General features: G+C 60.1%; 10 protein-coding genes. 8 read left to right on the top strand and 2 right to left on the bottom strand.

The annotated features are described in order from the left end of the window. Positions 1-18 precede the first annotated feature (18 nt). From RQH14_RS05095 to RQH14_RS05085, 3 genes are all read left to right on the top strand, one after another. Positions 19-906 carry an alpha/beta hydrolase gene (locus RQH14_RS05095; RefSeq protein ID WP_311212260.1) on the top strand — a complete coding sequence of 296 codons (888 nt, stop codon included), beginning with the start codon at positions 19-21 and terminating at the stop codon, positions 904-906. A 147-nt stretch (positions 907-1,053) separates the two neighbouring features. After that, a complete protein-coding gene (locus RQH14_RS05090) occupies positions 1,054-1,317 on the top strand; it encodes a hypothetical protein (RefSeq protein WP_311212259.1) in 264 nt (87 codons plus the stop codon). A gap of 108 nt (positions 1,318-1,425) precedes the next feature. Further along, on the top strand, positions 1,426-2,400 hold the full coding sequence (locus RQH14_RS05085; protein WP_311212258.1) for a cyclase family protein: 975 nt from the start codon (positions 1,426-1,428) through the stop codon (positions 2,398-2,400). Positions 2,401-4,008: 1,608 nt separating this feature from the next. Here the strand turns inward: RQH14_RS05085 and aztA are convergent. Further along, complete coding sequence (gene aztA, locus RQH14_RS05080; protein ID WP_311212257.1) at positions 4,009-4,650, bottom strand: zinc ABC transporter ATP-binding protein AztA; 642 nt, start codon at positions 4,648-4,650, stop codon at positions 4,009-4,011. Positions 4,651-4,704: 54 nt separating this feature from the next. Here aztA and aztB point away from each other — a divergent pair, with 54 nt between their 5' ends. The 4 genes from aztB to aztD are packed head-to-tail and all read left to right on the top strand — an operon-like array spanning position 4,705 to position 9,031. After that, positions 4,705-5,589 carry a zinc ABC transporter permease AztB gene (gene aztB, locus RQH14_RS05075; protein WP_311212256.1) on the top strand — a complete coding sequence of 295 codons (885 nt, stop codon included), beginning with the start codon at positions 4,705-4,707 and terminating at the stop codon, positions 5,587-5,589. Between the two features lie 2 nt (positions 5,590-5,591). Then, positions 5,592-6,839 carry an ABC transporter gene (locus RQH14_RS05070; RefSeq protein WP_311212255.1) on the top strand — a complete coding sequence of 416 codons (1,248 nt, stop codon included), beginning with the start codon at positions 5,592-5,594 and terminating at the stop codon, positions 6,837-6,839. After that, positions 6,836-7,747, top strand: a complete 912-nt coding sequence (gene aztC / locus RQH14_RS05065; protein WP_311212254.1) for a zinc ABC transporter substrate-binding protein AztC — start codon at positions 6,836-6,838, stop codon at positions 7,745-7,747. Before RQH14_RS05070 ends, aztC begins: the two co-directional genes overlap by 4 nt. Positions 7,748-7,801: 54 nt before the next feature. Next, entirely contained in the window at positions 7,802-9,031 is a 1,230-nt protein-coding gene (gene aztD, locus RQH14_RS05060; RefSeq protein WP_396136268.1) for a zinc metallochaperone AztD, read from the top strand. Between the two features lie 723 nt (positions 9,032-9,754). On the opposite strand, the gene RQH14_RS05055 is transcribed toward aztD, so the two are convergent. Continuing rightward, positions 9,755-10,762 (bottom strand): LacI family DNA-binding transcriptional regulator, encoded by a 1,008-nt coding sequence (locus RQH14_RS05055; RefSeq protein ID WP_311212252.1) that lies wholly within the window; start codon positions 10,760-10,762, stop codon positions 9,755-9,757. Positions 10,763-10,978: 216 nt separating this feature from the next. Between RQH14_RS05055 and RQH14_RS05050 the strand changes: the two genes are divergently transcribed. After that, positions 10,979-12,358, top strand: a complete 1,380-nt coding sequence (locus RQH14_RS05050; RefSeq protein ID WP_311212251.1) for an extracellular solute-binding protein — start codon at positions 10,979-10,981, stop codon at positions 12,356-12,358. Position 12,359 lies beyond the last annotated feature (1 nt).

The raw sequence follows: 12,359 nt of genomic DNA, 5'->3' as shown, positions 1-12,359 counted from the left end.
AAAGAAAGTAATAGGCACATGAGCACGATCGAACAGACCGTAAGCATCCCGCACCTTGGCGGATCAGTGGTTGGATACACGCTGAGCGGTCAATACAACCCGGATCTCCCCACATTGGTGCTGATCAATTCCTACACCACATCGGCTGAACTCTATAGGCCCCAGTTCGCCAACACCGTCCTGACATCGGCCGTAAACCTTCTGGCACTAGAACCGTACGGTCACGGCCGAACAAGAGGGGCCTACCAGCACTTCACGTACTGGGACAGCGCAGTTGCCAACCTGCAGGCCCTTGCCGCTTTGGGTATCAACCAGGCCTTTGTACTGGGGACATCACAGGGAGGGTGGATAGCCGCCCGCATGGCGTTGCTAGCGCCAGAAGTGGTCCGGGGAATCATACCGTTGGGCTCGTCCATGGATTCAGAGACCCTCCAGAGCCGGCAGCTCGGATGCTGGGATGCCCCAGAATTCTGCACCCCCTTCATCGAGGCCTTCGCAGACCCGGTACCGGACGAATGGGTAGTACCGGATCAGTTTATCGACGACACCTTTGACGCGGCTCTGGGCGGACTCTCACCTGACGAACGCGAATTCTGGCTAACTACCTACCGTACCAACTACTCCGGAGACGCCGGTCGCCGACGGCTTTTGCTCAGCACCATTAACCTCAGGGACCGCGACGGGCTTCATGGACGACTGCGCGACATTACCTCACCCGTGCTGTGGCTGCACGGCTCAGAGGACAAGGTCTATTCCGTGGCCAATGCAGAAAAGGAAATACTCATGTTCACTGGTGCGCCGGAGGTCCGGCTGGAGGTCATCGAAGGCGGCCATCACTTCCTGAGTGCTTCAAAGCCCGCAGAGGTTGACTCGGCAGTTCTTGAGTTCATCACAAGCTGGTCCTAAAACACATCAGTGGGCCAGGCCGTGGAGCCGGGCCCACTGATGTAATTTGCTCAAGAGATGGCCATTCGGCAGCTTCAATCCTGACTGTGCAGTAGGAATTGACAGTCGGAGGAGCCAGCGGCCGCCGCGGAAATCGGATCGAAGATCATGGAAACCAACATTAAGACCCCGGATGTGCACTCAACGGGGGACTACCACGTTTGCAAATTGGGCTATGACGATTGGGTGCATCTCAACGAGGGGGACAGGGTGCTCGTCCAAGTCCCTGGGTCCCCGCTCCAAAACGCCACAGTCGACGATATAGGTGATGATGCCACCTATTTCTGGTTATGGATCGACGGGTATGGCCGCAAGATGACCTTTGATGGCGACAGCTCAACGATTTTCAAGTTGACTGAATCGCCCCGGTAAACCGGCACCCCCGCCACTGAGGCCAGAGCGATCGACCGAATTGACGCCGATCACAAGAGTCTCTTCAGTAGTTGGTGCTGCAGTCCCGAGAAACCGAAGGAGCTAGCGATGACTGAGACCGAGGAAACCCCGGGCACGCCCACATTGCAGGAACTTCTACGTGATTCGCCTAAGAATTGGGGCAAGTGGGGACCCGAAGATGAAGTCGGCTCCTTGAATTACCTTACAGTCGAAGAAGCTCGGCGCGGTGCAGCGGAAATCCTTACCGGGAAGAGTTTTACTCTGGCCATTCCAATTGGCAATCCAGAAGGCGATCCGATCTGGCCCGGCCGAAAGACCGCAGTGAGGACTAACGTCATGGACCGGGGAAATTTTCTCTGTGGGACAGGCCCTAGCTTCAATGGCGATCTTGAATACGCCGATGATGTGATCACCATGTATCTTCAGGGAACCAGTCAGTACGACGCGTTGGGGCATATGTGGTACGGCGAAAAAATTTACAATGGGTATGCCGCAGAGACAACAATCGGGAGCCTGAAGAAGGCCAGCATCTTCCCGATAGCAGAACGCGGAATCGTGGGAAGGGGCATCCTCATCGACATGGCGCGCTTTCGGGGCAAAGCGGCCCTGGAAAGAGGCGAAACTTTCTCCCATGAGGACCTGGTGGCTGCTGCGTCAGCACAGGGTGTCACCATCCATAAACGCGACATACTACTTATTCGCACAGGCTGGATCGGCTCCTATTACAAAACGGAGGAAACGGAGTTCTACCGCGACTTCCTAGAACCTGGGCTGACCTACTCCCCGCAGCTAGTGGAGTGGTTCCAAGATATGGAAATACCCAACCTAGTCACTGATACCATCGGCAACGAGGTCACCCGCGACCCGGTCAGCGGAGTTGACCTTCCACTGCACAACGCGCTTATGCGTAACCTCGGCATAGCATTTACGGAAATTATCGCCTTGGATAAACTTGCCGACGATTGCTCCTCTGACGGGCAATGGACTTTCCTCTACACTGCCGCTCCTATGAAGATTGTCGGCGGCTCGGGCGCACCGGTCAACCCGGTCGTTATTAAGTAGCCCGTCTACCAGCGTTGTGGCCGCGCTCAAAGGGGGCCGCCCGACGCCGAGCCAGAAGACTGAGTCTGCGTGATCCGCTAGCGCCGATAATGGACGTTCTGTCGTCGCCCCGGCCGGGAGGTCTTGTCATGATGCCCAGTGTCGTCTCCGCCATGTAATAGATGAAGGAGGTGCAGCTACTGTGTCGAGCTATTCATCGTTCTGGCGGGTTGGCTGCCGTAGCGTTCTGGGTTGTTCTATCGACCGGAGCGAGTCATGCCTTGGGCGTCGGGGCCTCATCCTACCGGAGACTTCACGCGGACCAAGAGGTACCGTCCAGCAGGAAAACTGCGGAGGCGGCAGCGCCGATTTCCTGGCGCAGGCTATGAATGCGAGGGACGCGTCAAGTGCCCCTTTTTCGGTGTTCGATCGAGCAAAAAGGAAGTGTGGACAATGTCCACACTTTCCGCCCCGGACTGCCTCGTACAGCCGCCGAATTGCCTCGGATTCCGCATGTTTCCGCCACTTCCCAGTGCTACCAAGGCCTGGAATCCCGTTCGAGTCCCACCTCGGGCACGGCATACCCCCTCGTCAGAGGGGGTTTTTGCTTTAACGTGTGTACATTCTGTGTGGTCAGGTCCCTCTGACACTGGCCGCGGGGTGTGCCTGGCGCCGCGGATCGCCTATTTGGTTGTGGGGGAGCGGGTTCAGGGTCTTGGCTAGTTGGCCCTCCGCTGGCTTTGATCTGGGGTTATGTGTGCCTCTCTTGGTTAGTTCGGTAGGTCGTGGTTGTCCTACACCTCTTCATGGGTAGGGATGCTGTGCACGACATGACTTCTAGGTTCGTCGTCAAAGATCCAGGTTTCGGCTCGTTCCTGGCGTAGGGAGACTCGCCGGGCGGCTGCTTTGTCAGGTCAAAGGGGGTGTGGACATTGTCCACACTTAAATCTTCTTTATCGCGGCTGCTTGCGGCCATTGGCTCTTCCCTCCTTGGGCCATCATCTACTCATGCGTGTCAGTGGCAGTAGCGACATGACGCGGATCTGGAAGCGCCCTACATGTGCAGGGTGATTCCGAGGTGAGAGTTCGGCGGCCACGGTCGGCAGAGTGCTATCAAATGGGTCCTGGCCGTGTCATCGAAGCGCACTGCGAAATCAAGTGGGACGCGGGCCCGACGCAGATGACCGCTACCAGTGGTGACTCCGGAGCATTGCAGTTCATGGGAACAGTAGCGTTTTAAGAGTTCCTTGAGCGACTGTCGGCGTAAGGACGACTCAGATCTTGTCCAGCGGCCCCCTGTCTGACGTCAGGTTGAGGTGTACTTCAATTTGATGAGCGAGGACAGCTCAGCCAATCCTGCGGGAGCCTGACTTGCACGTCGAGCCCGGCGGTTTCGTGATCCCTTGCGGCGCATCCGGCTCCGGGAAGTCCACAGCCTTAAGGCTCGTGAACGGACTCGCCCCCAGCGTGCCATAGCGCAGCAACTGCGAATTTACCCTGACCCCGCTGCCAGACCGGGACACGCATCAGAGACCCGCAGGGGCAACACCACATAAGCAGGTAAAAAGCGGGGTAGTGGTTTGGCTTCTTGCAAGCAAGCCACACCCGGACCTGGCCAGGGCATCGTGCTTAGGTGATCCGGCGGCTGGCTTTAAGACGGACGACATGGTCAGCAACAGCTATAGTCTCCTCGTCATGACTAACGCAGGCCACTGCCGCGCCACGCTCCGCTTCTTCGGCGAGCATGGATCGTGTCCGTTTCCGACTCTCAAGATCGAGTCCTGCTGCAGGTTCGTCGAGCAGGAAAATACGTGCTTGGCGGGCGATGCCCTGGGCGAGCAATGCTCGCTGTCGTTGGCCACCGGAAAGGGAGTTGAACGGCGATAATGCGAGGTCGGCGAGCTGAACCCGGTCCAAGGCCTCGGCGACACGTGTTTTCCGCTCCGCTGCGCGGACTTTGGACAGGCCAGGGGATACTGCACCCCACGTACCCATCGTCACCACGTCTTGAACAGTGAGGGGCAGCGCATCGGGAGCTGCTACCCGCTGAACCACCAACGCGACATCCCCGGCGCGTTCCACGGTGCCGCGAAGCGGTTTTCGCACCCCCGCCAGGATTTCGACAAGAGTGGATTTTCCGGCGCCGTTGGGGCCGGCAATGGCTGTGACGGTGCCCCACCGCAAATCGACGTCCACATCCTGCAAGACGGGCTTTGCGTCAAAACTGAAATGAAGGTCTCGTGCATGGAGGGCGTAGCCGGAAGAAATCACACCTCATTCTAGCCTTAGTTGATAATAACTCTCAATAACATCTACTGTGGTCTGGTGCAATGGCTGACTGAACCCTTTACCGCGGACTTCTTCCTGCGGGCGCTGCTTGGTGGCGTCCTTGTCGCAATCATCTGCGGTGTCGTGGGTACCTGGGTGGTGATCCGCGGCATGGCGTTCTTGGGCGAAGCAATCGGCCACGGGATGCTGCCCGGCGTGGCTTTGGCGACCGTTGCTGGGGCCCCTGCCATTGTTGGCGGGGCGATCAGCGCGGTCATCATGAGCGCAATGATCAGCCTGCTACAGCGACGCGGCCGCCTGTCATATGACACCAGCATCGGCTTGCTGTTCGTCTCAATGCTGTCCCTCGGGGTCATCATTGTGTCCCACTCCAAGTCTTTCGCGACGGATGCCACCGCCATGCTGTTTGGCGACATCCTCGCCATGGACGAGGGCGACCTGACGGGGCTGCTCATCGCCGTGGGCGTCACGGTCAGCATTTCGGCCGCCCTGCACCGCAGCTTCGTAGCCACAGCATTCGATACCCGTATCGCCTCAACATTGGGCCTGCGCCCTCACTTTGCCCAGCTGGCCTTGGTGGGGTTGGTGACGCTTGCTGTTGTCTCCTCCTATCAGGCCGTGGGTTCTTTGTTGGTGGTGGGACTCCTGCTCGCCCCGGCAGTCGCGGCCGCTCCCTGGACTCGAAGCATCCCAGCACGCATGGTCGTTGCGGTCGCCTTCGGGGCGTTGGCGGTGGTCCTGGGCCTGTTGTGTTCCTGGTACGCGGGCACGGCGGCAGGAGCTTCCATCGCGATGGCCGCCATCCTTTTGGCTGTCGTCTCCGGTGTGGGAGCCCGCCTGAACAGCTGGCGGGGCAGGCGGCAGACTACCCATCACGAGCCGTCCCCCGCTCCTATTTCTTTATCCCTTACTGGAAAGTAGTAATGAATCTCCGAACACCACCGGCGGCTGTGGCCGCCCTGGCCCTTCTGTTTCTCGCGGGATGCAGCAGTTCACCCACGCCGCAGACCCCCTTACCCGGCACAAGTGATTCGGCGTCGGCTGACGCCGGGCATGGTGCGATTACCGGAGCATCCGAGGTCGCTGAACCACAGCTTCGCCTTGTGGCGATCGACGCCGACGGCGAATCTTCCATGCTTGACCTTCTCACCGGGACGGAGTCGCAGTTGGGGAAGATCAGTCCTCCGGAAGACGTCCGCACTGACGGCCGTTACGTCTTTGCGGCCGACGAGACCGGCGTGGAGATCGTAGACAGTGGCGCGTGGACCTGGGATCACGTCGATCACTTCCACTATTACCGGGCCGAACCCAAGAACTTAGGCAGGGTTGCCGGCGAAGGCACTGCAACCATCGCTACGGGAATGCTCTCCACGGCCGGAACAACAGGTGTGTTCTTCCCAACGTCCGGAGAAGCCGTCCTGCTGGACAACCCGGCACTCTCCGGTGGCACGATTTCAGAAACGCTACGCTTCAAAGTCGAACCACATGCGGGTTTGATCGCCCCGCTGGGAGAGGGGGCAGTGGTCACCGAAGCCGACGGCACGGGGAAGGCCGCCCGTCTTCGGGCCATTGACGCCGACGGTAAAGAGTTGGCCGCCATTAAATGCCCCGCAGCTGCCGGTACCGTGACCACCCGGGTGGGACTGGCCATCGGATGTGCCGATGGCGCGGTGATCGCAACCACGGAAGGGGCAACACCGGTATTCGAAAGGGTTCCTTACCCGGCCGAGGCTGCTGCTCCGGCAACAGAGTTCAATGGGCGCAAGGGCCGGCCAACTGTCGCCGGTATCAGCTCTGATGCTGGAGTGTGGCTGTTGAACACCCGTAAGCTCACCTGGGACTGGCTGCCGACTCCTGCTCCTGTGCTTGCTGCCGCAACAGTCGACGACGCCGACCACCATGTGGTGGTTGTTGGTGCGGACGGCACCGTCCAGGTTTATGACGCTTCGACAAAGAAGCGTATCGCCGCTACGAAACCCTTGATGGACGCGACCTTGGCGGACCCGGCGCTGGCAGGGAAAATCCAGCTCACCGTCGACGGCCAACGGGCGTACGTCAATGCGCCGGCGGAGGGACTCGCCCTTGAAATTGACTATGCAGATGGCGCCCGGATTGCCCGGACACTGGAGCTGCCGACCAAACCTGTGCATTTGATGGAGACAGGTCGATGAGGCGCCCTGTATTAGTGGCCCTCGCCGCAGCGGCTGCGCTGGTGTTCTCGGGTTGTTCCCAGCCAGGGACTCCGGAGAAGCCCCAAGTTGTGGTCACCACCAACATCCTGGGCGACGTGACACGACAGGTCCTCGGCGACCAAGCTGAAGTGACCACCCTTATGCAGCCAAATGCCGATCCACACTCCTTTGAGATATCTGCCCAGCAGGCGGCCCTCATGGGAGGTGCTGATTTGGTGGTTTCCAATGGCCTGGGCCTTGAGGAAGGGCTGCAGCAGCATTTGGACAGGGCCTCGAAAGCAGGCGCCCCGATGCTGGTGGCAGGTGAGATCATCGACGTCGTTCCCTATGGCTCCGGAGATGCTGAAGGGGCACCGGACCCGCACTTCTGGACCGACCCGGCCGCCGTGCTGAAAGTTGTTGACGCTCTCGAGTCAGAGGCGGCAAAGATCGATGGAATCGACGCCAGGCGCCTTGCTGCCAGCGCAGCGGCCTACCGGGATCAGCTCACGCAACTGGATACCGAAATGACTGGCGCCTTTGCCGGCATCTCCAAGGAACGCCGGGCTTTGGTCACCAACCACCACGTCTTCGGCTACCTCGCCAAACGCTTCGACTTCCAGGTTGTTGGCGCGGTCATCCCCGGCGGCACAACCTTGGCCGCCCCGAGCGCTGCTGACCTGCGCCAACTCAGCGAGGCCATCCGCAGTGCCGGCGTCCCGACCATCTTCGCGGACTCGTCCCAGCCCGACCGGCTGGTCCAAGTCCTCGCCACCGAATCCGGCGTCAACGTCCAAGTCACCGAACTCTTCACCGAATCGCTGACAGGACCCGACGGCGGCGCAGCAACCTATCTGGACATGATGCGCGCCAACACTGAACGCATCGTCACAGGACTTACGAATTGACCGTATCGCACCATCAACACCACACCCAGCAGAACTCTGCGCAACGAAAATAGAATGAGGGATCCACACATGCTCCGCCAAAGAAGCACCCGTTTGGGTGGCATCGCGCTGATTGCCGGGATGACACTCCTGGCCACAGCCTGCGCCAACACCGCACCAGCCACTACGTCCGAGACACCGGCTGTGTCCTCCTCGGCTGCGGCCGACGCGCACGGACGCGTCGCCGTCTCCTACACCGGAGGCATCAGCGTCCTGGATAGCAAGACGCTGGAGGTCGTGAAGAAGTTCGACTCCGAAGAGTTCACCAGGCTCAACGCTGCCGGGGACGGCCGCCACGTCTTCGTCACCACCAAGGCCGGGTTCCAACTGCTGGACACCGTTGAACCCAAGCTCACCGACCTGAAGGTGGATGCAACAGCGGCAGGCCACGTAGTCCGGCACGCCGGCAACGCGGTCCTGTTCGACGACGGCACGGGAACCACCACCATCCTGAAGACCGATGACCTCGCCAAGGCCAACGGTGCCCTGCCGGAGACGAAGACATACAAGGCCGATTCCCCACACCACGGCGTATCGATCGTTTTGGAGGACGGAAAGCTCCTGACCACTTTGGGCGACAAGACCTCACGCACCGGAGCCGTCGCGCTGGAATCCCACGATGATCACTGGGACAAAGTAGCCGAAAACAAAGAATGCCCCGGCATCCATGGTGAAGGAACTGCAGCCGACGAGGCAGTGATCTTTGGCTGTGAGGACGGCGCCCTGCTGTACCACCACGGCAAGTTCGAAAAGTTCACGGCACCGGACAAGTACGGCCGGATGGGCAACGCGTTCGTCTCTGAAACAAGCCCGATTGTGGTGGGCGACTACAAGGACGACCCCGACGCCGAGGGCTACCTTCTCAACTCGGTGGCACTGATCGACACCGAGAAGCACACCTTCAACGTGGTCAAGCTCCCCGAAACCGTCAAGTACACGTTCCGTGACATGGCACGCGGCCCCGGAGACCTGGCCTACATCCTCTCTTCCAGCGGATCGATTCACGTCCTTGACCCCAAGGACGGGAAGATCGTCAACGAATTCCCCGTAATCAAGGCCTGGGAAGGACCGTCCGAGTGGCAGGAAGCCCACCCCGCCATCGTCGTCAACGGAAACACGGCCTATGTAACAGAGCCGGCAGCGAACACCGTACACGCAGTGGACCTGACCACCGGACAGGTCACGGCATCATCCAAACTGGACTTCGTACCCAACGAAATTGCCATCACCCTCGGAGCGCACTGACACCAGCAGCGCTATGAAATCTGAATAGTGGCAAAACAGCAGGTGCCTCACCCTCCGGGTGCGGCACCTGCTGTTTTAGGAATAACAGAGCTTAGCGCGGTTCGGAGCTCATCAATGATCATCTGTTCGCCTACTGCCAGGAACACAAGATCACCTTCACCCGGTCCCGGCCGGGCAACAAGAATGACGGCGCTCACGTCGAGCAGAAGAGTTGGGCCACGGTCCGTGAACTGGTTGGCTACCTGCGGTATGAAACCCCGGCGGAACTGGCCAAGCTCAATGAGATCTGGGAACTGGCCCGCCTCTTCACGAACTACCTGCCGCCGCAGCAGAAGCAGGTCTCAAAAGAGCGTCAGGGAGCGAAGATCACCAAGAAACACGACGCACCCGCCACACCCCATCAACGGGCAAGACGTCACGCAAGAATGCATAAACGCCCCGCAATCCAGATGAACGCTGCCTTCAAACGCATCAAGCCCGCCGCTCTCTCAGGCCACGTCCTCGCCCTCACCGGGAACTCGAAGCACTCGCCCTTGCCAAGAAAACCGCCCCGACCAGACCCGTCAATACCGCGTTCAACAACAGCCTCCCGGCCTACCCAACCGACAGGACCGATACCCCAAAGCGGAGGTTTTCCTATGAGGCAACAGGCGCTGCCCGGCTCGCTGGTTTTTGGGCGCCAGGAAATTGCTCGCGATACGGGCAGGAATACGAAACAGATCGCTATGGACATCCGCAGGATTGGCGCACTGCCAGTTCGGGGATGGTTTTATCGATGGATGTGGGAGTACCCGGTTCTTTGATGCGTTCGAGCAGCATCCGGGCGGCCCGCCGTCCGAGCGCCTCGCCTTGGGTGGCCACGCTCGTGAGGGGCGGTTCCCAGAGGGCTGCCCCGCCGATGTTGTCGTAGCCGATGACGCGGGTGCCGTTGCCCAAACCATGGATTCTCAGAGCTCGGTAGAGCCCGAACGCGACGCTGTCACTGTGGCAGATGATGCCGTCCGGGAGAGGCCCTGACGCGATAAGCCGTTCGCCCAGTTCAAGCCCGCCGGTCCCGGAGACTTCGCCCGGCATGTCGATGAGTGCTGAGGTATCCAATCCGTGATGGAGGAGTGCCTCTTTCACGCCGTTGGTCCTGTCAGCGCGGGAAAGGATGGCAGGCAGTCCGCCCAGATATGCGAGGGATTCGCATCCGTGGGTTTCAAGCAGATGGGCTGCAGCCAACCGCCCACCGACGACATCGTCGGCCCCCACGTAAGGTGCGTTGACGTCCTTAAGATAACGGCTGACCAGGACATGCTCCATTTTCCAGGTCCGAAGTTCATCGATCAGGGACGCGGCAGTCCCGGTTGCTGGAACCACCGCGAGGCCTGCGACTTGGTGCTCGCGCAGTTTACGAATCGCGTCGTGTTGGCGCGCGGGGTCATCGTCGGTGTTGACCAGGAGGGGAAGGTATCCAGAGTCCGTCAGCCCGGTTTCGAGTCCGTGAATGACTTCGCCGAAGAAGGGGCTGGCAATGTGGGTCACCACGACACCGATGGTGTTGGCCGTTTGAGTGCGAAGGGACGCGGCCCCGCGGTTGTAGACGTAGCCGAGAGTGGTCATGGCTTCGGTAACCCGTTGCCGCGTCTGCTGGGAAACCCGCCCGGTCTCCCTGAGCACCAACGATGCCGTGGCCCGCGAAACACCGGCATGATCGGCGACGTCTTGCAATGTTACGGGTCCGGCCACGAATGCCTCCTTGAGTTCTCTGAAGTGATGGTGAACATTCTCCCACGTCAAACGCTAGAACAATGATATATCGATCTACCGAAAACGGAAAGGATTCAAAGCGAGCCCTTCCTGGGGCAGCGTCGCTTTGCGGTTGCTTCTTGACAGTGATCGATGACACATGTTCACATTATTGCTAGATCGATTGATCAACTTCCCCAATCCAGGAGACCCATCATGAGCGCAAAGAAGCGGCATATTGCAGCAGCGGTAGCTGTTGCGGGAGCCCTCGCCCTATCGGTTTCGGCATGTACCCCCGGAAGCGAACAACCGGCCGAGGACCAGAAGCTGACCGTTTGGACCTTGGAGCGGCAGCCCGATCGGGTGGAGATCCAGAAGCAGATCGCTGCGGACTACACCAAGCAGTCCAGCGTCGAGGTGGACATCGTTGCCATTGACGAAGCGCAGTACAACCAGCTCCTGGTGTCCTCAGCGGCATCGGGGGAGCTGCCCGATGTCGTTGGAGGACTGGGTCTGCCCGGGGTAGGGGCCCTTCAGGCAAACGACCTGCTGGACGGTGAGGCCGCAGCCCGTGTGGTCGACGAATTGGGCAAAGACACCTTTGCCCCGCGTGCCCTGGAACTGGCAAGCATCGACGGCAAACAACTCGCCGTTCCTTCCGACTCGTGGGCTTCGGTGCTCGTCTACCGCAAAGACCTCTTCGACAAGGCGGGCCTGAAAGCTCCGGAAACCTATGACGACATTATGAAGGCGGCGCAGGCACTCACCGGCGATGGCCGTGTCGGCTTCTCCGGATTCACCACCAACCAGGAAACCTTCGAGCACCTCGCGCTGGGTAACGGCTGCCAATTGGTAGGGCAGGACAAGAAGATCGGCCTCGAAAGCCCTGAATGCGTTGAGTCCTTCAGCTTCTACCGCGAACTCATGACCAAGTATTCGGTTCCTGGCGAGCAGGACTCTAACACCGCCCGGTCAAACTACCTCTCCGGACGTTCAGCCATGACCATGTTCTCCTCGTTCATCCTCGACGAGCTGGCTGGCCTGCGGAAGGACATGCTCCCATCCTGCGCCGAATGTGCCGGCGACACCGGCTATCTGGCCAAGAACACCGGTGTCGTGACCGCCATCAAAGGCCCCAGCGGTGAGACACCGGCGCAGTTCGGTTCACAGGTCAACTGGGCCATCCCCGTTGAAGCCTCCCCCGCAGCATCGGACTTTGTGAAGTACATGATGAGCGACGGGTACGAGCGTTGGCTCGCCTTCGCCCCGGAAGGCAAAGTCCCCGCACGCCAGGGAACCAAGGACAAGCCATCCGCCTACGTGGACGCTTGGAAGGCGCTCCCGTCCGGCACCACCACCAAAGCCCCGCTGTCCGATTTTTACCCGCAGTCCGTTATTGACCAGCTGAGTTCATCGCCCGAGAAGATGACCCTCTGGGCAGTGCCCCAAGGCCAAGGCGCATTGGCCGGGGCATTGCTCGCAGAGCAGCCTGTGGCAAAGGCCATCAACTCCATGGTGACCGGCAGCACGACGGTCCCGGAAGCTGCCAAGAGCGCAGCTGACACCGCACGCACCATCCAGTCGACCCTCAAGTAAC

It is taken from the genome of Arthrobacter sp. WCS2018Hpa-7, from assembly GCF_031843805.1.
Taxonomy (GTDB): Bacteria; Actinomycetota; Actinomycetes; order Actinomycetales; family Micrococcaceae; genus Arthrobacter.
Note: the sequence above shows the minus strand (reverse complement) of the source record. Positions and strands in the feature narration are given on the sequence as shown.